Source organism: Rhodoferax sp. GW822-FHT02A01, assembly GCF_038784515.1.
Classification (GTDB): Bacteria; Pseudomonadota; Gammaproteobacteria; order Burkholderiales; family Burkholderiaceae_C; genus Allorhodoferax.
Window position 1 is genome coordinate 4,488,365 of record NZ_CP152376.1, and the last position, 22,013, is coordinate 4,510,377.

At 61.2% G+C, this 22,013-nt stretch carries 22 protein-coding genes; 6 read left to right on the plus strand and 16 right to left on the minus strand.

The features are described 5' to 3' along the window. Positions 1–5: 5 nt before the first annotated feature. From rsfS to AAGF34_RS21300, 6 genes are read right to left on the minus strand one after another with little or no spacing between them, the layout of a single operon-like run. Positions 6–704, minus strand: a complete 699-nt coding sequence (gene rsfS / locus AAGF34_RS21275) for a ribosome silencing factor (RefSeq protein ID WP_342617707.1) — start codon at positions 702–704, stop codon at positions 6–8. After that, on the minus strand, positions 704–1,318 hold the full coding sequence (nadD, locus tag AAGF34_RS21280) for a nicotinate (nicotinamide) nucleotide adenylyltransferase (RefSeq protein ID WP_342617708.1): 615 nt from the start codon (positions 1,316–1,318) through the stop codon (positions 704–706). The genes rsfS and nadD overlap by 1 nt, the downstream gene beginning before the upstream one ends. After that, on the minus strand, positions 1,315–2,241 hold the full coding sequence (gene hemF / locus AAGF34_RS21285; protein WP_342617709.1) for an oxygen-dependent coproporphyrinogen oxidase: 927 nt from the start codon (positions 2,239–2,241) through the stop codon (positions 1,315–1,317). Before hemF ends, nadD begins: the two co-directional genes overlap by 4 nt. Positions 2,242–2,246: 5 nt before the next feature. Next, positions 2,247–2,861 (minus strand): 1-acyl-sn-glycerol-3-phosphate acyltransferase, encoded by a 615-nt coding sequence (locus AAGF34_RS21290; protein WP_342617710.1) that lies wholly within the window; start codon positions 2,859–2,861, stop codon positions 2,247–2,249. A 29-nt stretch (positions 2,862–2,890) separates the two neighbouring features. Beyond that, on the minus strand, positions 2,891–4,183 hold the full coding sequence (gene purD / locus AAGF34_RS21295; RefSeq protein WP_342617711.1) for a phosphoribosylamine--glycine ligase: 1,293 nt from the start codon (positions 4,181–4,183) through the stop codon (positions 2,891–2,893). Between the two features lie 8 nt (positions 4,184–4,191). Next, the gene (locus tag AAGF34_RS21300; RefSeq protein ID WP_342617712.1) at positions 4,192–4,911 is read right to left on the minus strand and encodes a YebC/PmpR family DNA-binding transcriptional regulator; all 720 of its coding nucleotides are present in this window, start codon (positions 4,909–4,911) and stop codon (positions 4,192–4,194) included. 57 nt (positions 4,912–4,968) lie between these two features. Between AAGF34_RS21300 and AAGF34_RS21305 the strand changes: the two genes are divergently transcribed. From AAGF34_RS21305 to AAGF34_RS21315, 3 genes are all read left to right on the plus strand, one after another. Continuing rightward, positions 4,969–6,543: a helicase HerA-like domain-containing protein gene (locus tag AAGF34_RS21305; protein WP_342617713.1), complete on the plus strand. Its 1,575-nt coding sequence runs from the start codon at positions 4,969–4,971 to the stop codon at positions 6,541–6,543. Positions 6,544–6,627: 84 nt separating this feature from the next. Beyond that, positions 6,628–7,281, plus strand: coding sequence for a uracil phosphoribosyltransferase (upp, locus tag AAGF34_RS21310; protein ID WP_342617714.1), 654 nt, complete (start codon positions 6,628–6,630; stop codon positions 7,279–7,281). Beyond that, entirely contained in the window at positions 7,278–7,775 is a 498-nt protein-coding gene (locus AAGF34_RS21315; protein ID WP_342617715.1) for a heme-degrading domain-containing protein, read from the plus strand. The genes upp and AAGF34_RS21315 overlap by 4 nt, the downstream gene beginning before the upstream one ends. 20 nt (positions 7,776–7,795) lie before the next feature. On the opposite strand, the gene AAGF34_RS21320 is transcribed toward AAGF34_RS21315, so the two are convergent. Then, positions 7,796–10,051: a bifunctional (p)ppGpp synthetase/guanosine-3',5'-bis(diphosphate) 3'-pyrophosphohydrolase gene (locus AAGF34_RS21320; RefSeq protein WP_342617716.1), complete on the minus strand. Its 2,256-nt coding sequence runs from the start codon at positions 10,049–10,051 to the stop codon at positions 7,796–7,798. A 30-nt stretch (positions 10,052–10,081) separates the two neighbouring features. Then, positions 10,082–10,969 (minus strand): alpha/beta hydrolase, encoded by an 888-nt coding sequence (locus tag AAGF34_RS21325; protein ID WP_342617717.1) that lies wholly within the window; start codon positions 10,967–10,969, stop codon positions 10,082–10,084. 69 nt (positions 10,970–11,038) lie between these two features. Between AAGF34_RS21325 and AAGF34_RS21330 the strand changes: the two genes are divergently transcribed. Continuing rightward, positions 11,039–11,809 carry a 3-hydroxybutyrate dehydrogenase gene (locus tag AAGF34_RS21330; protein WP_342617718.1) on the plus strand — a complete coding sequence of 257 codons (771 nt, stop codon included), beginning with the start codon at positions 11,039–11,041 and terminating at the stop codon, positions 11,807–11,809. Positions 11,810–11,839: 30 nt separating this feature from the next. Here the strand turns inward: AAGF34_RS21330 and AAGF34_RS21335 are convergent, their stop codons facing one another. From AAGF34_RS21335 to AAGF34_RS21345, 3 genes are read right to left on the minus strand one after another with little or no spacing between them, the layout of a single operon-like run. Further along, positions 11,840–14,275 (minus strand): HDOD domain-containing protein, encoded by a 2,436-nt coding sequence (locus AAGF34_RS21335; protein ID WP_342617719.1) that lies wholly within the window; start codon positions 14,273–14,275, stop codon positions 11,840–11,842. Positions 14,276–14,285: 10 nt separating this feature from the next. Next, complete coding sequence (locus AAGF34_RS21340; protein WP_342617720.1) at positions 14,286–15,008, minus strand: SIMPL domain-containing protein; 723 nt, start codon at positions 15,006–15,008, stop codon at positions 14,286–14,288. A gap of 24 nt (positions 15,009–15,032) precedes the next feature. Next, positions 15,033–15,272, minus strand: coding sequence for a hypothetical protein (locus AAGF34_RS21345; RefSeq protein ID WP_342617721.1), 240 nt, complete (start codon positions 15,270–15,272; stop codon positions 15,033–15,035). A 217-nt stretch (positions 15,273–15,489) separates the two neighbouring features. Here AAGF34_RS21345 and ompR point away from each other — a divergent pair, with 217 nt between their 5' ends. Next, complete coding sequence (ompR, locus tag AAGF34_RS21350; RefSeq protein WP_342617722.1) at positions 15,490–16,233, plus strand: two-component system response regulator OmpR; 744 nt, start codon at positions 15,490–15,492, stop codon at positions 16,231–16,233. Positions 16,234–16,337: 104 nt separating this feature from the next. Continuing rightward, a complete protein-coding gene (locus AAGF34_RS21355) occupies positions 16,338–17,651 on the plus strand; it encodes an ATP-binding protein (protein ID WP_342621150.1) in 1,314 nt (437 codons plus the stop codon). Here the strand turns inward: AAGF34_RS21355 and ispF are convergent. The 5 genes from ispF to AAGF34_RS21380 all read right to left on the minus strand — a co-directional run bounded on the left by ispF (position 17,611) and on the right by AAGF34_RS21380 (position 22,012). Beyond that, positions 17,611–18,090, minus strand: a complete 480-nt coding sequence (gene ispF, locus AAGF34_RS21360; RefSeq protein WP_342617723.1) for a 2-C-methyl-D-erythritol 2,4-cyclodiphosphate synthase — start codon at positions 18,088–18,090, stop codon at positions 17,611–17,613. The genes AAGF34_RS21355 and ispF overlap by 41 nt on opposite strands. A gap of 21 nt (positions 18,091–18,111) precedes the next feature. Then, positions 18,112–19,050 (minus strand): branched-chain amino acid ABC transporter permease, encoded by a 939-nt coding sequence (locus AAGF34_RS21365; RefSeq protein WP_342621151.1) that lies wholly within the window; start codon positions 19,048–19,050, stop codon positions 18,112–18,114. A gap of 28 nt (positions 19,051–19,078) precedes the next feature. Next, complete coding sequence (locus tag AAGF34_RS21370) at positions 19,079–19,966, minus strand: branched-chain amino acid ABC transporter permease (RefSeq protein WP_342617724.1); 888 nt, start codon at positions 19,964–19,966, stop codon at positions 19,079–19,081. A 98-nt stretch (positions 19,967–20,064) separates the two neighbouring features. Beyond that, on the minus strand, positions 20,065–21,279 hold the full coding sequence (locus tag AAGF34_RS21375; RefSeq protein WP_342617725.1) for an ABC transporter substrate-binding protein: 1,215 nt from the start codon (positions 21,277–21,279) through the stop codon (positions 20,065–20,067). Positions 21,280–21,310: 31 nt separating this feature from the next. Beyond that, entirely contained in the window at positions 21,311–22,012 is a 702-nt protein-coding gene (locus AAGF34_RS21380) for an ABC transporter ATP-binding protein (protein WP_342617726.1), read from the minus strand. Position 22,013 lies beyond the last annotated feature (1 nt).

Below are 22,013 nucleotides of genomic sequence, written 5' to 3' on the forward strand. Positions count from 1 at the left end.
TGCAATCAGGCCTTGCGGCTGGCTGGCTTTTTGGCCGCGGCCTTTTTGGCTGCCGTCCGCGCCACGGTCTTGGCGGGCGCCTTGACCACGACCGTCTTGGCAACCGTCTTCACTGCGGCCTTCTTGGCCGGCGCTGTGGCAGCGGTGGACTTGGAAGGAGCCTTCTTGGCAGCAGTCTTCTTGGCCGCTGCCGCTTCGTTCTTCTTCACCTGCGCCTTGGACGGGAAGGCCTCTGCAACGCCCTTCTTGGCGGCGTTGGAGCGCTTGAGCGTCGTGGGTGCCTTTTCCTTGGCTGCGGGCGTACCTTCGGCCTTCACCAGCGAGGTGGGCTTGGCGGCACCCAGCTTCAGGCGCACGGGCTTTTCACCCCACAGCTCTTCCAGGTGGTAGTACTGGCGGAAGTTGGGTTGCATGATGTGGACAACGACTTGTGCGCAGTCCACGATGATCCACTCGCCGTTGTCCTCACCCTCGATGCGGGGCTTGGCAAAACCGGCTTCGCGCACCGCATCGCGCACGCTGGCGGCCAGCGCCTTGGTCTGGCGATTGGAGGTGCCGGAGGCAATGATGACGCGCTCGAAAAGGGGTGACAGATGTTCCGTGTCAAACACCACGATGTCCTGAGCCTTGACGTCTTCCAGGCCATCAACAATGGCGCGCTGTAGCTTTTGGGTGTCTTTTTTGGCAACGGTAGAAGTGGTCATCAGGCTGATTGGTAGAGGTGGTGTTGGTCAATATAACGCGCAACGGACTCAAAGACCAGAGGCGCAACGCTTTGTCCGCGGGCGGATTTGTCGCGGATTTCGGTGGCACTCAAAGGGCTGGGAGGCATCTGCACGGGCTGAAAAACAGCGCCTCGCAGTGCGGAACCGCCGCTGGACATAGCCGTGGCAGCGTTCGAATCGGAGCGTGAAGCTACACAAATTATAGCAGTGCCCCCCAACTCCTCCACGCGGTGCCAGCTCGGGAGTGCCTTGGCCTGGTCTTCACCCATCACGAGATAGAGCTGCGCCTGGGGATAAATGGCCTGCAGTTCCCTGAGCGTATCGATGGTGTAGGTCGGGCCACTGCGCATGATTTCACGATCATCCACCAGGGCACGGTACACATTGGCGAATGCCAGATGGCACATTGCCAGGCGGTGCCGGGCTTCTGTCAACGTGCGCTGCTTGTGCCAGGCGTGTCCAGTGGGAACCACATGCAACACGTCCAGATTCAGCTGCTCAATGGCCGCCTGGGCAAGCGCAACGTGCGCCCGGTGCGGTGGGTCAAATGCGCCGCCAAACAAGCCGACTCGCTGGGCCTTCAAGCCACTCACACCCACTCCCGGCGCACCAGGAAGTCCTGGTACAGCGCAGCTTCGGGCGACCCGGTTTCGGGCACCGTTTGGTACGACCAGGTGGCGTGGGGCGGCATGGACAGCAGTATGGACTCGGTACGCCCGCCGGACTGCAAGCCGAAGTGCGTGCCCCGGTCCCATACCAGGTTGAATTCCACGTAGCGCCCGCGGCGATACAACTGAAACGCACGCTCCCGCTCGCCGTAGGCCGTGTGCTTGCGCCGCTCCACAATGGGCAGATAGGCCGCCAGAAACCCGTCGCCCACCGCACGCAGCATGTCAAAGCTGCCCGCCTGGCCCAGTTCGGAAAAGTCGTCGAAGAACACCCCCCCCACACCGCGGGGCTCATTGCGGTGCTTGAGGAAAAAGTACTCATCGCACCAGGTCTTGAAACGCGGGTACTTGTCGCTGCCAAACGGGGCCAGCGCGTCCTTGCAGACACGGTGAAAGTGGCGCGCATCCTCCTCAAACCCGTAGTACGGCGTCAGGTCCATGCCGCCACCAAACCAGCAAACCGGAGCACCGTCTTGTGCCTTGGCCATCAACATGCGCACATTCATGTGCACCGTGGGAACATACGGATTGCGGGGATGGAACACCAGCGAGACACCCATGGCCTCAAAAGGAGCACCAGCCAGCTCCGGACGATGCTGGGTGGCGCTGGGTGGCAACTTGGGGCCCAGCACATGCGAAAACCCGCAGCCGGCGCGCTCAAAGACGTTGCCGTTCTCCAATATTTTGGTAATGCCACGACCCTGCAAAGGCTCAGTCGGCGCCTTCTCCCATGGGTCTGCAAGAAACTGTGTGCCATCGACGTCGGCGATGGCCTGGGTAATGCGGCTTTGCAGTCCCATCAGGTAGTCGCGTACGACGACCGGTGAAAGTGTGGATTCGGACGGCATCAAGCCTATTTCTCCATGATTTGTATGGGCGCAGCTTGCGCGTGGTGCTTGCCAACGGCACCTTGAAAGGCGTTTGCGATACGTTCCATGTCTGCCTGCACGTCACCCGTCAGGTGGTAAAAGTGGGAGACATACACCCGCCTTTCGCGGTAGTTCACGCTGCAGATTCCCACGGGCACGTTCGCGCCCAGCGCCACCTGATAGAAGCCGCTGCGCCAGCCAGGCGTCCATTTGCGTGTGCCTTCGGGTGTCAGAGCCAGCCAGAAGTAACCATCTTCTTCCCGGCATTGCTGGATGGTTCGTACCATCTGCCCTACGATGCCATGGGGTGAGCGCCTGTCCACCGGTACACCACCCAGCCACTGCATCCAGCGACCCAGCAAGGGCCAGCGAAACAGCGAGTCCTTGGCCCAGAAGCGCAGCTGCATGCCGACCGTCCATTTAGCAATCAGGAGATAGACAAAATCCCAGTTGCTGGTGTGCGGATACACCACCATCACACCCTGCCTGGACGGCAATCCATCAAACTGGATGCTCCAGCCTACGGCTTCAAAAACCCAGCGGGCCAGACGGCTGCCAGGCAGTTGCACCGGAAGCGGCCGGGGAAAGTCATCTGCCACGCGAATACTCCAACACTGGACGCAACGCCTCAGCCCTTGAGCGCCCGATGGCCAATATCGGTGCGGTACTGCATGCCATCGAAGTGAATATCCTTGATCACCTGATAGGCCTTCTGCTGAGCCTGGCGCAAGCTGTCGGCCAGCGCTGTCACGCACAACACGCGCCCGCCTGAGGTCTGCAGGACGCCATCCTTCAGCACGGTGCCTGCGTGGAAGACCGCGCAGTCCTCGGTGTGCTCGCCAATGCCGGTGATCACATCGCCCTTGCGCGGATTCAGTGGGTATCCAGGGGCTGCCAGCACAACACCCAAGGCTGCGCGCCGGTCCCATTGCAACTCGACCTCATCGAGCTTGCCGTGCGGCCCGGGTTCGGTGGCGGCCCACAGCACATCCACCAGGTCGGTCTTGAGGCGCATCATGATGGGTTGCGTCTCGGGGTCGCCCATGCGGCAGTTGAATTCCAGCGTTTTGGGCTGGCCTTGTGCGTCAATCATCAGCCCTGCATACAGAAAACCGGTGAACGGAATACCGTCCTTTTCCATCCCACGGATGGTGGGCAGGATCACCTCGCGCATGGCCTTGGCGTGTACATCGGGTGTCACCACGGGTGCCGGTGAATAGGCACCCATGCCGCCGGTATTGGGCCCCTGGTCGCCGTCCTGCAGCCTCTTGTGGTCCTGGCTGGTGGCCAAGGCCAATACGTTCTTGCCGTCACACAGCACAATGAAGCTAGCCTCTTCGCCTTCCAGAAATTCCTCCACCACCACGCGGGCGCCGCCCTCGTTGTGGGTGACACCCAGCGTGTTGTCCACCAGCATGAAGTCGATCGCCTCGTGGGCTTCCTGCTCCGTCATCGCCACCACCACGCCCTTGCCGGCGGCCAGGCCATCGGCCTTGACCACGGTAGGCGCGCCCATCTTGCGCACATAGGCGTGCGCCGCAGCAGGGTCGGAAAATGTGGCGTATTCGGCAGTCGGAATACCGTGGCGGCGCATGAACGCCTTGGAAAAGGCTTTGGAGCTTTCCAACTGCGCAGCTGCCTTGGTCGGGCCGAAAATGCGCATGCCGTGGGCACGGAACTCGTCCACCACGCCGGCTGCCAAGGGGCCTTCGGGGCCGACAACAGTCAATGCAATCTTGTTTTCCTGCACCCAGTTGCGCAGCTCCACGATGTCGGTAATCGGCACATTTTCCAGCCGGGGGTCGGTGGCCGTGCCGCCATTGCCCGGTGCCACGTACACCATTTGCACCTTGGGCGACTGCGCCAGTTTCCAGGCCAGCGCGTGCTCACGGCCTCCGCCACCAATTACGAGTACTTTCATAAGGACCTTTACAGAGCAGCGTTGTGGAAGACTTCTTGCACGTCGTCCAGATCTTCCAGCACGTCCAGCAACTTTTGCATGCGCTCGGCGTCTTCTCCGCTGAGTTCAATGGTGTTCTCGGGGCGCATGGTGACGCCTGCCACTTCGGCCACCAAGCCCGCCGCTTCCAGCGCAGCCTTGACCGCCTCGAAATCGGAAGGGGTGGTCAGCACCTCGACCGCACCATCCTCATCAGTAATGACATCCTCAGCACCGGCTTCGAGCGCCACTTCCATGACTTTGTCTTCACTGGTGCCCGGAGCAAATATCAATTGTCCGCAATGCTTGAATTGGAATGCCACCGAGCCTTCCGTACCCATGTTGCCACCGTGCTTGCTGAACGCGTGGCGCACTTCGGCCACGGTACGCACGCGGTTGTCGGTCATGGTGTCCAGAATGATGGCGGCGCCGCCAATGCCGTAGCCCTCGTAGCGGATTTCCTCGTAGCTCACGCCTTCGGCATTGCCCGTGGCCTTATCGATGTTGTACTTGACCCGGTCGGCCGGCATGTTGGCGGCCTTGGCCTTTTCCACGGCCAGGCGCAGTCGGGGATTGGCGCTGAGGTCGCCCCCCCCTGCGCGGGCGGCAACGGTGATTTCACGGATGATGCGTGTCCAGATCTTGCCCCGCTTCTCGTCCTGACGACCTTTGCGGTGCTGAATATTGGCCCATTTGCTGTGTCCTGCCACGCGAAATCCTTTAAAAATTCGTTACGCTACGGCGGAATTGTACTTTTCAGGAATCCCATGGCTCAGAACCACCCGGAGGGCATACTGGTTGCCCAGCATGCGCAGGCCAAGAACCCCGTCCAGTGTTTTTTGCGTCCTGACAAAGCCAACCGCCACGGCCTGATCACCGGCGCCACAGGAACCGGCAAGACCATCACGCTGCAGACCCTGGCCGAAGGCTTTTCCAACCTGGGCGTGCCGGTCTTCATGGCCGACATCAAGGGTGACCTCACCGGCATCTCGCAACCGGGCAGCCTGACGGACCGGCTGGCCAAGGTGCTCAAGGAACGCAGCCTGGAAGAACCTGCCTTCCAGGCCTATCCAACCACCCTCTGGGATGTGTTCGGTGAGCAAGGACATCCGGTTCGGGCCACGGTCAGCGACCTGGGCCCCCTGCTGCTGGCGCGCATGCTCAACCTCAACGAAACCCAGGAAGGCGTGCTGCAGCTGGTGTTCAAGATTGCCGACGACGATGGTTTGCTGCTGCTGGACATGAAAGACCTGCGCGCCATGTGCCAGCATGTGGGCGACAACGCCGCGACCTACACCACCGAATACGGCAACATCAGCGCCGCCAGCATCGGCGCCATCCAGCGCGGCCTGATGCAGGTGGAAAGCCAGGGCGGCGACCGCTTCTTCGGCGAGCCCATGCTCAACATTGCCGACTTCATGCAGACCGACGGCAACGGCCGGGGCGTGATCAACATCCTGGCAGCCGACAAGCTGATGAACGCGCCGCGCCTCTACGCCACCTTCCTGCTGTGGATGCTGAGCGAACTGTTCGAGACGCTGCCCGAGGTGGGCGACCTGGATAAGCCCAAACTGGTGTTCTTCTTCGACGAGGCCCACCTGCTCTTCAACGACGCGCCCAAGGTGCTGCTGGAACGCATCGAACTGGTGGTGCGGCTGGTGCGCAGCAAGGGCGTGGGCGTGTACTTTGTGACGCAGAACCCGCTGGACATCCCGGACTCGGTGCTGGCCCAGTTGGGCAACCGGGTGCAGCATGCCCTGCGCGCCTTCACCCCGCGCGACCAGAAGGCCGTCAAGGCCGCGGCCGAGACCATGCGTGCCAATCCAGGGCTGGATGTGGCCACTGCCATCACCGAGCTGGGTGTGGGCGAAGCGCTGGTCAGCCTGCTGGATGAAAAAGGTCGTCCCGCTCTGACCGAACGTGCTTTCGTGGTTCCACCGGCCAGCCAGATCGGCCCCATCACAGCAGCACAACGCAAGGAGCTGCTGGACAACTCCATCGTTGCCGGCGTGTACGAAAAGGCAGTGGACCGGGAATCCGCCTTCGAGGCGCTCAAGGGGCGCACGGTTTCACGCATGGCGCCTGCCAACCAGACCACAACCGCACAGGCAGCTTCCACGCCGTCCGGCCAAGGGACATCCGGCGCGGCAGCGACGGCCCCGGTACAGGAACGCGGCCTGTTGGACGGCATTGGTGATCTGCTGGGTGGCGGAACCCGCCGCACCCGCGCCAGCGCAGGCGAGCAGCTCATCAAGAGTGCGGCCAGCTCCATAGGCCGGGAAGTCGGCCGGCAGATCATCCGCGGCGTGCTCGGAGGCATATTCGGCTCTAGCCGCCGCTAAACCCTCGATGGCCTGGCAATGACACCCCGGGCCTGCGACACTATGGTCACAACTTACAAAGCTTAGTCAAGAAGAAAGGCTCACATGATCCCCATAGACCCCGCCGCCCGTGCCAACGTGCACCTGATCGAGCACCCGCTGGTGCAACACAAGCTCACCCTCATGCGCAAGAAAGAAGCCAGCACCAACAGCTTTCGCCGTCTGCTCAATGAACTCAGCAGCCTGATGGCCTACGAAGTCAGCCGCGACATGGCCATGCAGGAGGTGCAGATCGAGACCCCGCTGGAAAGCATGACCGCCAAGGTCATTGACGGCAAGAAGCTGGTGTTTGTTAGCATCCTGCGCGCCGGCAACGGCATTCTGGACGGCGTGCTCTCGGTGGTGCCCGGTGCCCGCGTAGGCCACATCGGCCTGTACCGCGACCCCAAGACCCTGCAGGCCGTGGAGTACTACTTCAAGATGCCCAAGAACATGGAAGAGCGCGACATCGTGGTGGTCGACCCCATGCTGGCCACCGGCAATTCCGCCGCCGCTGCCGTGACGCGGCTGAAGGCCTGCAACCCCAAATCCATCAAATTCCTGTGCCTGCTGACCTGCCCGGAAGGCATCAACACCATGTACAAGGAGCATCCGGACGTGCCGATTTACACCGCCGCCATCGACCGTGAACTCAATGACCACGGCTACATACTGCCCGGACTGGGAGATGCGGGCGACCGTATCTTTGGCACCCAATGAGCAAGCTAGACCAAGACATGCAGCGTCTGGCGCTGCAGGAGCAACTGCTGCAGCTCAGCCAGTTTGACGAAACCGTGGCCTGGGATTTGGGCTGCCGCATCAAGCTGATCTGCGAGGCGCGCCAGGTGGGCGTGACCATCGAGGTACGACGCGCCAAGGAAACCCTGTTCTTCTACGCCATGCCGGGCGTGGTGCCCAACAACTCTGAATGGGTTCGACGCAAGCGCAATGTGGTGGAGCTGCTGCACCGCAGTTCCTACGCGGTTGGCCTGGCGCACCAGAAGGACAACACCTCGTTACCGCAAAAGACAGGTGTATCGCTGAATGACTATGCCGAGCACGGCGGCAGTTTTCCCATCCGCGTCAAAGGCGTGGGCTGTGTGGGCGCGGTGACTGTCTCTGGCGTGCCGCAACGTGAAGATCACGCCATCGTGGTGGAAGCGCTGGCCGAACTCTGCGGTATCCCACTGGCCGAGGTCGCGCTGGAGCCCTGAGTGCCCCGGTCAATGGCGAGCTAGCGGCGGCGCGCAGAGCGTACGCCCTGCAGCTCGCTCACAATGCCCAGCACCCGCGCCAGCCGCCCGGACTCAGACACCTCCACGGTGAAGGTCATCCAGGCGGTGCCCTTGATGGTCTGGGTCTGCACACCGATCACGTTCATCTTTTCCTTGGCAAAGACCTCGGAAATATCGCGCAGAAGGCCCTGTCGGTCATGGGCCTCGATCGCCACGTCCACCGGGTAGACCCTGGCATCCTTGCCCGGCTGCGTACCCCAGGCCACGTCGATGCAGCGGTCGCCGCTGCGTTGGATCATGTTGCGCAGGTTGGAGCAGTCGGCCCGGTGCACGCTCACGCCCTTGCCACGGGTCACAAAGCCGATGATGAGGTCCGGTGGCGCCGGTTTACAGCAATTGGCCAACTGGGTCATGAGCGAATCCACGCCCACCACCAGCACGCCGCCCTTGCCGGTCTGCCGCGATGTGCTGGGCTTCTTGAGTAGCGGTACTTCGTCCTGCTCGGGTGCCGGCTCCGGCGGGCGCAACACGATCTCGATGTTGCGCAGCGAGAATTCATCCTTTCCCACCACCTCGAACAGGTCGTCGGCGGAATTGAAACCCAGTTGGGATGCCAGGTCGTCCAGTTTGATGGCCGTCTTGCCTTCGCGCTGCAGCAGCTTTTCCACGGCTTCGCGGCCCTTGGAAAGCGTTTCACCCATGGCCTGGGCGTTGAACCAGGCGCGCACCTTGGCCCGCGCCCGGTGACTGGCCAGGAAACCCAGCTCGGGGTTGAGCCAGTCGCGTGAAGGGCCGCCTTCCTTGACGGTGGTCACTTCCACGGTCTGACCGTTTTTCAGCGGTGTGTTGAGCGGCACCATTTGGCCGTCCACCTTGGCACCCCGGCAGCGATGACCCAGGCTGGTGTGCACGCTGTAGGCAAAGTCCACTGCGGTGGCGCCCTTGGGCAATTCCACCACGGCGGCATCGGGTGTCAACACGTAGATGCGGTCGTCCAGCAGGGCGGCGTCCTGTGCGCCGCTTTGGGCGCCCTCGCCCTCCTGTGCGCCCGACAGATCCCGCTCCCAGGCCAGCAACTGGCGCAGCACGGCGATCTTGGCGTCGTACTCACTGCTGGCGGAAACGCCCGCGTAGCCCTTGGTGCCCGCCTCCTTGTAGGCCCAGTGCGCGGCCACACCGTGCTCGGCATGGTCATGCATGGCTTGCGTGCGCAGTTGCACCTCAATAGGCTTACCCGCCTTGTCCCGCACCACGGTGTGCAATGACTGGTAACCATTGGCCTTGGGCCGGGCAATGTAGTCGTCGAACTCGTCGGTCAGCGGCGTGAAATGATCGTGCACCCAGGCCAGCGCCGCGTAGCAATCGGGAATGGTGGGCACCACAATGCGCAGCGCCCGGATATCGTAGACCTGCTCGAAGCCCAGGGACTTGCCGCGCATCTTCTTGACGATGCTGTAGATGTGCTTGGGGCGGCCCTGCACCATGGCCTGTATGCCCTGTGCCGCCAGGTCCTGCACCATTTGCTGGCGAAGCGCTTCCACCGACGCCTCGCGCTCGGTGCGCTTTTCGTCCAGCAGCCGGGCGACCTGGCGATAGGTTTCGGGCTCAAGAAAGCGAAAGGACAGGTCCTCCAGCTCCCATTTGATTTCCCAGATTCCCAGCCGGTTGGCCAAAGGCGCGAAGACCTGCAGCGATTCCCTGGCTAGGCCAGGAGGCACGGGCAGCTTGGTGGCGGCAAAGAAGCGCAGCGTCTGCAGTCGTGACGCCAGTCGCAACATCACCACACGCAGGTCACGCGAAAACGCCAGCAGCATCTTGCGCACGCTCTCGGTTTGCGCAGCGGCGGTCTGCGCCATGGGTGCGTTGCTTCCGGCATGGGTCGCCGAGTTCTGCGCGGCGCGCGCCATGCGCTGCACCCGCACCAGCTTGGTGGTCTCCATGGCCAGGTTGGCAAAATTCTCACCAAAGGCCTTGGCGATCACATCATGCGGCTTGTTCAGGTGGTCGCAGGCATAGACCAGGTAGCAGGCGGCCTGCATAGCCTCCGAACCACCGATGGATTTCAGGATGGCGGCCACGGCATCGGCGTGCGCCAGGATGTTCTCACCCGTATCCAGGGTTTCGCTGGTGAGCAGGGGCTCGGCAAATGCGCGCGCGCGCGCCAGCGCACCGACTTGCTCGGGCAGGGCCTCCCCAGCAAGGGCAATCACAGGAGGCGGAACCGTGCTGCCATATTCGGCAGATGTACTTTTCATAAATGGGTGCGCACAAGCGTCTGGTTACGGTCAGTCCAGCAGGAAGGAGCACACCGCGCCCACCTGCTCGTCCGTGACAAAGGTGGGCGCATGCCCCACGCCGGCAAACTCGAGCAAACGGGCCCGCGGCCCGCGTTGTGTCATCTGGTGGGCAGTCTGGGCGGACAACAAATCCGACTCCGCCCCCCTTACCAGCAGAGTCTGCGCAGTGAGGCTGTCATACAGCTGCCACAGTGCCGCTTCGCCCTGCTGGGCCACTTCCTGGGTAAGGGCCAGAAAAGGCACGGCAATGGCCGGGTCATAGTGCAAGCGCACGCCCCCCTGCGGGTCCGGCTTGACCATGGGCGCCGACAGCGCCAGCCACTGCTGGCGCGTATGCGGCCCGAATCCGGTGGAGATGCCCCACAAATGGTCCGCTGCATGTTCCAGTGTGTCGAAGTGCATGTTCTTGCCCAGATAGTTTCCGATCCGTAGCAACGACTCCCACTCCAACGCCGGACCCACGTCATTGAGCACCAGCCGGCGCACCGTAGTGCCCACCGTATGCGCGTGGGCACTTACCCCGATGCCAATCAACCCGCCCATGCTGGTACCCACCCAATCCAGGGTCTGGGGCTTGAGTTGCGCCAACAGTGCCAGCATGTCGCCTGCGTAAACGTGAATAGCGTATGCCTGGGGATCGGAAAGCCACTCACTCATGCCGCGGCCCGCAACGTCAGGGCAGATCACGCGCAAGGGATGGGGCGAACGCGCAATGAGCGACTGCACCAGCACGTCAAAATCCCGCCCCTGACGGGTCAGCCCATGAACACACAGAACGGTATGGGCGGCCTGGGGATCGCCCCACTGCCAGAATGCCATGCGGTGGCCGCCTGTTGCATCGGGACAGTGGATGAAATTCAGCGTCGGGTCAGCCATACAGATGCTCTGTGTTTCATAATGACTCCATCCTAATTCAAACCCTCAACCATTCCAGAAAGAACACCCATGTTGAAAGGTAAAACTGCTCTCGTCACAGGCTCCACCAGCGGCATCGGCCTGGGTATCGCCAAGGCCTTGGCAGCACAAGGCGCCAACATCGTGCTCAACGGCTTTGGCGATGTGGAGGGCCCGAAGGCGGAAGTGGCAGCGCTGGGCGTGCAGGTGGCATACCACGGTGCCGACATGAGCAAGCCTGCCGAAATCGAAGACATGGTTGCATTCGCTACCAAGACCTTTGGCAGTCTGGACATCCTGGTAAACAACGCCGGCATCCAGCATGTGGCACGGGTTGAAAACTTCCCGGTGGAGCGCTGGGACGCGGTCATTGCCATTAATCTGTCCAGCGCCTTCCACGCGACCCGCGCTGCCCTGCCGGGCATGCTGGCCAAAAACTGGGGCCGCATCATCAACGTGGCATCTGTGCATGGCCTGGTGGGCTCTGCAGAAAAGTCCGCCTACGTTGCGGCCAAACACGGCGTCGTCGGCCTGACCAAAGTCGCCGCCCTGGAAAACGCCACCTCCGGCGTGACCTGCAACGCGATCTGCCCCGGCTGGGTTCTGACGCCGCTGGTGCAAAAGCAGGTAGACGCCAAGGCCGCCGCGCTAAAGATTTCCAACGAAGAGGCCACCGGCCTGCTGCTGGGCGAGAAAGAGCCTTCCAAGCAATTCACCAGCACCGAAGAGCTGGGTGCGCTGGCCGTCTTCTTCTGCTCACCGGCTGCCAACAATGTCCGTGGCGTGGCCTGGAACATGGATGGCGGCTGGGTCGCCCAATAAGCCGGCAAGCCCTGGAAGAAAGGCCGTCCGCTAGCGCGACTGCTTGAAAGCCATCACGGCCTGGTTGCGCAGCGTGCGCAGCAAGGCCAGTTCCTTTTCATTGAGCTCCAGAGCGCCTTTGGTCGTCTTGTCGGCGTAGATCAGGCCAAACGGAGCTGCCTTGATGTGCAAGGGCAACAGCAGGAATGCAGGCGCATTCAAGGTCTTCTGATACCAGGCAGGCAGTCGAGCCTGGATGCGCGACTCGCTGGCATCACTGATCATGCTGTCCACACCCTTGATGCAGACCACGGCAAACAGGTCTGGCGTGGCGGCCTTGAGCGGCACCTTGAAGTCCTTGACGAAAACTTCCACCTTGTCACCCAGGCCAAAACGGCCGGTGACGGTTTCGGTCTTGGGGTCCCGCATGCAGAAGATGATGCGATCGAAGCCCATGGCGCGAAACATGGTTTCCAGAACCATGCGCAGCACATCCGTCAACTTGAAGTCTTCCACCATGGCATTGGTGATGTCCTGAATACCGGCAGCCAGGGTCTCGGCCACCTGGGTCGACTTGACCGACTGCACCGGGGTTTTGACGTCTACCGCCGGCGTCGCCTGCAACTCCAGACTGACAAAGTTGGAATCCGCGCCGGACGTGGGTCCAGCGTCGGCATCGCTGCCCGACCCATGCAGTACCTTGTGCGCTGCCGATCCAGGTTTCACCCGGATCTCCATTGCGCCGGCCATATCCTGCAACTTGATTTTGGCCTGTTCCACCACCGCACTGAGCTGTTTTTCGGTGGTGCCCACGCAGTGGGCATACTTGCGCGCCACTTGAGCCACATGGGCAGCGGCTTCCTTGGGCTCATGCTTGAGCAAGACATCGGCAATTTCGTTGGACGCCGTGGCCACCCAGCGCAACCGCTCCAACGGATCCAGAGAAACGTTGCTGGGCGGTGAACCAACCGGATGCCGCATGCATCGCTGAATGCTCTCGGGCAGTCCCCAGGCCCTGGCGATACCAAGCCCCAGGTTTTCGTAACTCAGGCCCAACACTTTCAGGGACGCGGTCTCTTCGGTTATCGGAGGAGCCTGCATTTCCATCAAGGCGCGGACCTGCTGCGCTTCTTCTGGAAAATAGAACTGCACCAGCAAACGCCCCATGTTCTGGAACATGGCGCCAATGAAGGCCTCCTCCGCCTCCTTGGCGGTGGTACACATCTCGGCACCCAGCGTACCGGCCAGCAAGGAGCGGACGAACTCATCCTTGATTTGGGCAGCATGGGCCTTGTCCTGCATATGCTCCAGCAGAACCAGGCTCAGCGCCATGTTGCGGATGCCGTTGAACCCCACCAGCGAGACCGCTCGCGAAACCGTGCTGATGGCACCGCTGCGAGCGAAATGGGCGCTGTTGACCACCCGCAGCAACTTGTTGGTCAGCGCCACGTCCTTGAGGATCTGGTTGGTGACGCTGCTGACGCTCTCGGTCTCGGAGGTAGCCATGCTCTGAATGCGCATCACCGATTCGGAAAGCGCCGGGAAGTCAGACTTGTGTCGCATGCGGCGCAACAGGAATTCCAAAGTCCCGCCGGCCGTACCCTGCACGATGTCGCCTTGCGCGGGCTGCCGCCATTCGTTGAGGGCATTGAACAGGCTGCGTGCGTCCGGGAAGCGTTGCTGCGGATCTCGTACCAGCGCCCTGTTCACCAGGGAACGCAAGGCGTCGTCCACATCGGACCCGACTTCCGCTGGCAGCACCAGTTGCTCATGGGCCAGACGGTACATGGCGCGATTGGGATCGGCCTCATCGACCAATGGCTTGCCAATCAACAACTCCGCCAATACCAAGCCGCAGGCAAACAAGTCCATGGAAGGCACGGGCTGCGCACCGCCAATGGCTTCCGGCGACAAATAACCCACGGTTCCTCCCAGCGCCACCTGCTCACCACCGGCAGTGGTGTGGGTGCGCGCGGCAATACCGAAATCCATAATGCGTGCCCGCCCTGTGCTGTCCACCAGGATATTGGAAGGCTTGATGTCCCTATGCACCACACCTTCGGTATGGGCCACGGCAATGGCGTCGAGCACGTCCATCATGTAGGCCACGGCCTCACGTGCCGGCAAAGGCCCCTTACGCGCCAGAAGCTGTGCCAGGGTGTCCCCTGCAACGTACTCGAACACCAGATAGGCGTGCTGATCCTGGATGTCGGCTTCAAAAACGGGAACGATGCTGGGATGCTTGACGCGCCCTACGTTGCGCGCTTCCTGCAGCCACTGCTTGATCGCCTGTTCGTCAACGCCGGCGACCGGTCGCAAGACCTTGATGGCAACCTCACGCTCCAGGCGCGGATCGTGCGCCAGCCACACGGTGGATTGCGCCCCTTGGCCCAAAAGGCGCTTGAGCTCAAAGCGTCCAAGGGTGTCCGATGGCTTGAGTAAAGAAGGAGAACGACTATGTTGTTGATTTGCAGGAGATTCGGCCATGCACCCGATGCTACTTGAGTTGTATCGCTCCAGATACTGTGACAAACACCTGTGACTTGCCACTCTCAAGGGGTACTGGCGCACTGTCCGCAGCGAAGGATCGCGCACTCTTGGCCAGCATCAGCGGCCGGGGCCCGAGACTCTGGTCCGACGCGCTGACCGCCACTTCACGCAGGGTGTAATCCCCGAAGCCAAAACCGCGCGCAATTTCAGCGGATTTGGTCTTGAAGGCATCAATGGCCAGTTTCTGCGCCTGCGACTCCAACTGGGAGCGGGTGGCGCGGCTCAGGCTGAAATTCAGATTGCTGATGGTCAGCGGCTGCGCCTTGGCGGCCGCATTTCCAATGCGGGGAAAGTCCGCACCTTCCAGCACCAGTTCGGCCGTGCCGACCCAGCCACTCATCTTGCCGTCATTGCTGTAGCGCGGCTGCAGGCTGAACGCCCCGCTGCGCACTTCCATGGCTCCCGGCTGGGCCGTCTTCTTCACTTCTGCCAAGGCGCCGTCAACGGCCTGGCGCAAATAGCCCTGCACCGCGCCCGGGTCGCTACCCTCCTTGGTGGTGGAAAGCGTCAGCGTCAACCAGTCCTGTACGGCTTCCACAGTGCCGCTGGCGGAAAGCTGCACCACGTTGTGCGGTTCGACGGTGGTCTGGGCTCGTGCGCTGGTGGCAACCAAGACGACGGCCAGCAGACCAAGAGCCGCGCAACGCGCGACGGGGTGCAATTTATTCATGCAAATACGGTCTCGAGATGGGTTTCAGCGGGAGCCTTCCAGGCGCTGCTGGCGCAGTTGCTGACGCAACAAGGCCTTTTCTTCAGCGGAGAGCTGACGAAGCATCACGGGGGCATCATCCTCCTGCGACTTGACCGCTTCGCGCAGAACGTCGCGCCGCACCTGGACGGAACGATCCTGATCGCCTCTGGCCATGCCGTCGGCACCACGCGGCCCGCCATCGCTTCCCCCACGCGACCCTTTGGACTGGTCAGCGTGTGCCAAGCCGAACCCGCACAACAAGAGCAACGATATTGAAAGATAGAGATGACGATGCAACATACAGGTCCAACGGTTGAACACTCAACCCTGTGGACATTGTCCTCAGTGCATAAGGCGCGCAGGGTTGAATATTTGTAACATTGTGTCAAATGTTGCCCCTACTGGCTCCATACCAGGCTGACAGCACGCAAAATCCCGCCTGTTACAAATTGAGACGTCCATGACCGCAACGCACGACCGCCCCGACAAGATACTGATAGTGGATGACGATGCCCGCATCCGTGACTTGCTCAAACGCTATCTCACACAGGAAGGCTTTGACGTATTGCTGGCCGAAGATGGAAAGTCCCTGAATCGGGTGATGATGCGTGAGACCGCAGACCTGATCGTGCTGGACCTGATGATGCCCGGCGAAGACGGCTTGTCCATCTGCAGAAGACTGCGTGCCGCCAACGACCTGACCCCTGTGATCATGCTCACTGCCAAGGGCGAGGATGTGGACCGCATCGTAGGACTGGAGGTCGGTGCCGATGATTACCTGGGAAAACCCTTCAACCCGCGTGAGCTGCTCGCGCGCATCAACGCGGTGCTGCGCCGCCGCCCGGTGCCCGAGGTTCCTGGTGCCCCCTCCGTAGACAACGAGGTGGTGGAGTTTGGCCCGTTCCGCTTTGACCTGGGTGCGCGCACGCTGCACCGGCAGAGCGAGGAGTTGACGCTGACCACGGGTGAATTTGCCATGCTCAAGGCCCTGGTACGGCACCCCCGCACGCCCCTGTCCCGGGAAAAGCTGGCGCAATTGTCCCGTGGCCGCGAATTCGAACCTTTCGACCGCAGCCTGGATGTGCAGATTTCCCGCCTGCGCAAACTCATTGAGACCGATCCTGCCAATCCGCGCATGATTCAGACCGTCTGGGGTGTGGGCTATGTGTTCATCCCTGAAGAGGCTGCGTGTCCCAAACCGTAATCAATGACTTCGAAGAGGCCGCAGTAAATGCCTTGGACGAGTCTGAAGAAGGTCACAACACACCGCGCATCGGTGGTCTGAACCTTTTCTGGCGCACTTTTTTCATGCTGGCGCTGTTGCTGCTGGGCAGCATCCTGGCGTGGCTGCAGACCTTGCGGGCCATGGAGTTCGAACCTCGGGCCATACAGACTGCCCACCAGATCGTGTCGCAGGTCAATCTGAGCCGTGCTGCACTGATCAACGCAGACGCCATTGCCCGCCTGTCCCTGCTCAAGACCATGGCCCAGGAGGAAGGCTTGCGCATCGTGCCGCGTGAGCCTTCGGACAAGCCCATACCAGTGGACGGCGACACCTCCGACATCGCCATAGAGCTGCGCCAGCACCTGGGCAATAACACGGTAGTGGCCAAGGAAGTCAATGGAAACAAGGGCTTGTGGGTCAGTTTCGACATGGACGGTGACCCATACTGGTTTCTCACGGACCTGGAACGCTTTACCCCATCCGTTGGCAAGACCTGGATTGTCTGGCTGCTGGTGGCAGCCGTTCTGTCGCTGACCGGCGCGGCGGCGATAGCACGCCTGGTGAACAAGCCGCTCAAGGAGCTCTCTTTTGCGGCCAGCCGGGTGCGCGAAGGCAAATTCCAGGAAAGCCATCTGGATGAGTCGGTGCAGACCAGCGAGATCCGGGAAGTCAACATCGGCTTCAACCGCATGGCGCAGCGTCTGGCCAAGCTGGACCAGGATCGCGCCCTGATGTTGGCCGGCATTTCACACGATTTGCGTACCCCGCTGGCACGGCTGCGGCTGGAAACCGAACTCAGCGTATCCGACCTGGACGCACGCGCGCACATGGCGGCCGATATAGCGCAACTGGACGCCATCATCGACAAATTCCTGGACTACGCCCGGCCGGACATGGTGGCGCTGACACCCGTGCCACTCAAACCCATTGTCGAAGCCTGCGCACTGCCGTTTCGCGACAACGCCGACATGCGCCTGAACATCCAGCTCGAAGACGGCTTGACCGTATTGGCCGATGAGGTCGAACTGAGTCGCGTGATTTCCAACCTGATCGAAAACGCACGCAAATACGGAAAAACCGTGAACACCGGAATTGCGGAAATCGACATCACCGCGCTGGCCCGCGACAAGTGGATTTACGTCAAGGTGCGCGACCACGGAGTAGGCGTTGCGTCCAATCAGATTGCGAATCTCACCCAGCCGTTCTACCGTGGTGAGGCTGCGCGTACGGCGGCCAACGGCGCGGGTCTGGGCCTGGCGATCGTGGAAAAGACAGTGCGGCGCATGGGCGGCGCCTTTGTGCTCAACAATTCCACCACGGGTGGTCTATCAGCCAATCTCAAGCTGCAGCGCGGGACTATGGCCTTGTCAGCAGCACAACCGCACGAGCTTCCATAGCCAACCCCTCGCCCACCGGGCCCATCTTCTCTGCAGTCTTGGCCTTCACATTGACCTGCTCCACGGCAACGGAGAGCACCTGCGCAATGCGCGATGCCATGGCAACCTTATAGGGTGCGAGCTTGGGAGCCTGGGCAATCACTGTGCAATCTACGTTGCCAATGGCGAACCCTTTCTCCCGCACCCGGCTTGCAGCATGCCCGAGTAGCACGGCGGAATCGGCTCCCTTGAATTGGACATCGGTGTCGGGAAACAGGGTGCCGATATCGCCCAATGCGGCGGCACCCAAGAGTGCGTCAGTGATGGCGTGCAACAAAGCGTCGGCATCTGAATGCCCCAGCAAGCCCTTGTTGTGCGGAATTTCCACCCCGCCCAGCATGAGCTTGCGACCTTCCACGAGGGCGTGGATGTCCCAGCCCTCACCTACCCGAATTTGCATGGCATGAACCCCTTGGCGGGTTCACGCAGACCGGCGACGTTGTTGCCAGGCCAGCAGTTCACCCACAATTCCTTTGCGAAAGGCAATCACGCAGAACACAAAAATGGCACCGATGATCACCGTGACCCAAGAGCCTACCCGATCCGCCAGGAAGTTTTGCAAACCAACGATGGTGAACGCGCCCACCACAGGGCCGGCAAAGGTTCCCATGCCGCCCAGAAGCGTCATCAGCACCACTTCACCGGAAAGGGACCAGTGCACGTCGGACAAGGTGGCAAAGCCCAACACCAGCGTCTTGACCGATCCGGCCAGACCGGCGATGGTGGTGGACAGAACAAAGGCCAGCAATTTATAGCGGTCCACGTCGTAGCCCAGGGAAACGGCGCGCGGCTCGTTTTCGCGGATGGCCTTGAGCACCTGCCCATAGGGCGAATGCACGATACGCATCACGCCCAAGAACACGCCGACAAAGACCGCCAGCACCACGAAATACATGGCCGTGTCGTTATCCAGGGACAACACGCCCAGTAGCTTGCCGCGCGGAACGCCTTGCAGACCGTCCTCACCGCCGGTGAAGGGCGCTTGCAGACAGATGAAGTAGATCATCTGTGCCATGGCCAGCGTCACCATGGCAAAGTAAATGCCCTGCCGCCGAATGGCCACCAGCCCTACCAGCAGTCCCAGGGCGGAAGCGAACAGGGTGCCAAACAGCACACCCGCTTCCGGCGGCCAGCCCGCGCTGCGCACTAGCCAGCCGGTAACGTAGGCCGCAGAGCCCATGAAGGCCGCGTGACCGAAGGACAGCAGTCCGGTATAGCCCAGCAACAGATTGAAGGCGCAGGCGAAGATGGCAAAGCACAGCGCATTCATCAGGAACACGGGGTACAAGCCCACCACGGGAGCGATCAGCAGGAAGGCGAACACGACCAGCCAGAGCACCTTGCCCTGACGGGACGCCACAGCGGAGGAGGAAGTTGCGGAACTCACGTTATTTTTCCTTGCCAAACAAACCGGCGGGGCGAATCATCAACACCAGCACCATGATGACGAACACGACAATGCTGGATGCTTCCGGATAGAACACCTTGGTCAATCCTTCGAGCAAGCCCAACACCACCCCCGTGATGACCGAGCCCAGAATCGAGCCCATGCCACCGATCACCACGACCGCAAACACCACGATGATCAGGTTGGAGCCCATCAACGGCGTGATCTGGATTACCGGCGCGGCCAGCACCCCGGCCAGTGCGGCAAGGCCTGCTCCGCCGGCATAAGTCATGGTCACCATCAGCGGGACGTTGATACCAAAGGCCTGCACCAGCGCCGGGTTCTCGGTGCTGGCACGCAGGGTTGCACCCAACTTGGTTTTCTCAATCAGGAACCAGGTGCCGATGCAGATCGACAGGCAGGCAACGATCACCCAGGCACGGTAGTTGGGCAACACCATGAAGCCCAGGTTGGTCGCACCCTGCAGCAGTTCCGGCACCGGGTACTGTTGGCCCGACACACCAAACTGGTCACGGAACACACCTTCGGCAATCAAAGCCAGGCCGAAAGTCAGCAACAGTCCGTAGAGCGGATCCAGCTTGTACAGGCGCTTGAGAAACAGACGCTCGATCACCACCCCCATTGCGCCGACCACCACCGGGGAAAGCACCAGCGCCACCCAGTAGTTCAGGCCGTACTTTTCCAGGCTGTACCAGGCCACATAGGCACCTATCATGTACAGCGCGCCGTGGGCAAAATTGACGATGCCCAACAACCCGAAGATCACCGCCAGCCCAAGACTGAGCATGGCGTAGAACGAGCCATTGACCAACCCCAGCAGCAACTGCCCCAGAAATGCCTGCAGCGGAATGCCAAAAATCTCGATCATCAAATCTCCATCAATGAATCAGGTATCGCAGCCATTCACCAGGTTGCCCCGGGGACGAACGCCCCTGGGCAACCAGGCATGGCCAGGAGGTCAGGACATTACTTCCAGGCCGCGCACTTGCTTTCGGCCTTGGTGGTGAATGCCTCTTCACCCTTGATGGTTTCCACCACGTTGTAGTAGTCCCATGGCTCAACGGACTTGTCCGGGCTCTTGACCTGCATCAGGTACATGTCGTGCACCATGCGTCCGTCGTCACGGATGTAGCCGCCCTTGGCAAACATGTCGTTGATTTTGGTCTTCTTCATCTGGGCCAGAACCTTGTCCGAATCATCGGTACCCGTGGCCTTGACGGCTTGCAGGAACTGCAGCGTTGCCGAGTAGTCGGCAGCCTGCACGCTGGAAGGCATGCGCTTGACCTTCTCGAAGAACTTGCGACCCCAGGTGCGGGTTTCTGCATCCTTGTTCCAGTACCAGCTGTCGGTCAGGTACATGCCCTGCGTGGCCTTGAGACCCAGCGAGTGGATGTCGTTGATGAACACCAGCAGGCCAGCAAGCTTCATGGTCTTGGTCACGCCGAATTCATTGGCCGCCTTGACCGCATTGATGGTGTCACCACCGGCGTTGGCCAGACCCAGGATCTGCGCCTTGCTGCCTTGTGCCTGCAACAGGAAAGAGGAAAAGTCGCTGGCAGACAGGGGATGCTTGACCGAGCCCACCACCGTGCCGCCAGCCGCCTTGACCACGTTGGCCGTGTCATTCTGCAAGGATGCGCCGAAAGCGTAATCCGCCGTCAGAAAGTACCAGCTCTTGCCGCCAGCCTTCACCACCGCGTTGCCGGTGCCCTTGGCCAGCGCCACGGTATCGTAGGAATAGTGCACCGTATAGGGATTGCACTGCTCATTGGTCAGAGCGGAAGAGCCTGCACCGATGGCGATGAACAGCTTCTTCTTTTCTGCAGCCACCTTGGCCATGGCCAAAGCGGTGCCGGAGTTGGTGCCACCGATCAGCATGTCCACACCCTGGGTATCAAACCACTCGCGGGCCTTGGCGGCGGCCACGTCGGGCTTGTTCTGGTGATCCGCTGCCAGCACTTCGATCTTCTTGCCGTTGATGGCTCCACCCATCTCCGCCACGGCCATCTTGATAGCCTCTGCACCTGCAGGACCGTCGATATCGGAATACAAGCCCGACATGTCCGTGATGATGCCGATACGGATCACGTCGCCCGAAATCTGTGCCTGGGCGGATGTGGGCAGTGCGCCCATTGCTGCACAGCTGAACGCGCAAACGGCCGCAATCTTCTTGAGTTTCATCGCTATCTCCTTGTTGATGGTTCTTGACAAATCAAACACCCAGGTACTCGTGTAACTGGGCCATACGCTCAGGCAGTTGGGCCTGTGTGAATTCCTGCTGAATCTCGCCATGCTCCATGACCATGAAGCGGTCGGCCAGCGGCGCGGCGAAACGGAAGTTCTGCTCCACCATGACGATGGTGTAACCCTTGGTGCGCAGCATCTTGACCATCTCACCGAGCTTCTGCACGATCACCGGCGCAAGGCCTTCGGATATTTCGTCCAACAGCAACAGGCGCGCTCCGGTGCGCAGAATGCGGGCCACTGCCAGCATCTGTTGCTCGCCGCCGGAAAGGCGCGTGCCCTGACTGTTGGCGCGCTCCTGCAAATTGGGGAACATGGTGTAGATCTCCTGCACGCTCATACCGCCTTTGGACAGCTCGGGCGGCAACAGCAGGTTTTCCTCGGTGGACAGGCTGGAGAAGATGCCGCGTTCTTCGGGGCAATAGCCTATGCCCAGCCGCGCAATGGCGTGGGTGGATGCGCCAATGGTTTCCTTGCCATGGACCTTGATGGAGCCCTTGCGGCTGCCTGTGAGGCCCATGATGGCGCGCATGGTGCTGGTACGTCCCGCACCGTTGCGGCCCAGCAGGGTGACCACTTCGCCCTCGTTCACATCGAAGTTGACGCCATGCAATACATGCGATTCGCCATACCAGGCATGCAGATCACGGATTTCAAGAAATTTGCTCATA

What these genes read in the sequence shown, in the direction of transcription:
- rsfS (WP_342617707.1), bottom strand. Translation starts at nt 704, where the DNA reads ATGACCACTTCTACCGTTGCCAAAAAAGACACCCAAAAGCTACAGCGC.
- hemF (WP_342617709.1), bottom strand. Translation starts at nt 2,241, where the DNA reads ATGCCGTCCGAATCCACACTTTCACCGGTCGTCGTACGCGACTACCTG.
- purD (WP_342617711.1), bottom strand. Translation starts at nt 4,183, where the DNA reads ATGAAAGTACTCGTAATTGGTGGCGGAGGCCGTGAGCACGCGCTGGCC.
- AAGF34_RS21305 (WP_342617713.1), top strand. Translation starts at nt 4,969, where the DNA reads ATGGCTCAGAACCACCCGGAGGGCATACTGGTTGCCCAGCATGCGCAG.
- upp (WP_342617714.1), top strand. Translation starts at nt 6,628, where the DNA reads ATGATCCCCATAGACCCCGCCGCCCGTGCCAACGTGCACCTGATCGAG.
- AAGF34_RS21315 (WP_342617715.1), top strand. Translation starts at nt 7,278, where the DNA reads ATGAGCAAGCTAGACCAAGACATGCAGCGTCTGGCGCTGCAGGAGCAA.
- AAGF34_RS21320 (WP_342617716.1), bottom strand. Translation starts at nt 10,051, where the DNA reads ATGAAAAGTACATCTGCCGAATATGGCAGCACGGTTCCGCCTCCTGTG.
- AAGF34_RS21325 (WP_342617717.1), bottom strand. Translation starts at nt 10,969, where the DNA reads ATGGCTGACCCGACGCTGAATTTCATCCACTGTCCCGATGCAACAGGC.
- AAGF34_RS21330 (WP_342617718.1), top strand. Translation starts at nt 11,039, where the DNA reads ATGTTGAAAGGTAAAACTGCTCTCGTCACAGGCTCCACCAGCGGCATC.
- AAGF34_RS21335 (WP_342617719.1), bottom strand. Translation starts at nt 14,275, where the DNA reads ATGGCCGAATCTCCTGCAAATCAACAACATAGTCGTTCTCCTTCTTTA.
- AAGF34_RS21340 (WP_342617720.1), bottom strand. Translation starts at nt 15,008, where the DNA reads ATGAATAAATTGCACCCCGTCGCGCGTTGCGCGGCTCTTGGTCTGCTG.
- ompR (WP_342617722.1), top strand. Translation starts at nt 15,490, where the DNA reads ATGACCGCAACGCACGACCGCCCCGACAAGATACTGATAGTGGATGAC.
- AAGF34_RS21355 (WP_342621150.1), top strand. Translation starts at nt 16,338, where the DNA reads ATGCTGGCGCTGTTGCTGCTGGGCAGCATCCTGGCGTGGCTGCAGACC.
- ispF (WP_342617723.1), bottom strand. Translation starts at nt 18,090, where the DNA reads ATGCAAATTCGGGTAGGTGAGGGCTGGGACATCCACGCCCTCGTGGAA.
- AAGF34_RS21370 (WP_342617724.1), bottom strand. Translation starts at nt 19,966, where the DNA reads ATGATCGAGATTTTTGGCATTCCGCTGCAGGCATTTCTGGGGCAGTTG.
- AAGF34_RS21375 (WP_342617725.1), bottom strand. Translation starts at nt 21,279, where the DNA reads ATGAAACTCAAGAAGATTGCGGCCGTTTGCGCGTTCAGCTGTGCAGCA.
- AAGF34_RS21380 (WP_342617726.1), bottom strand. Translation starts at nt 22,012, where the DNA reads ATGAGCAAATTTCTTGAAATCCGTGATCTGCATGCCTGGTATGGCGAA.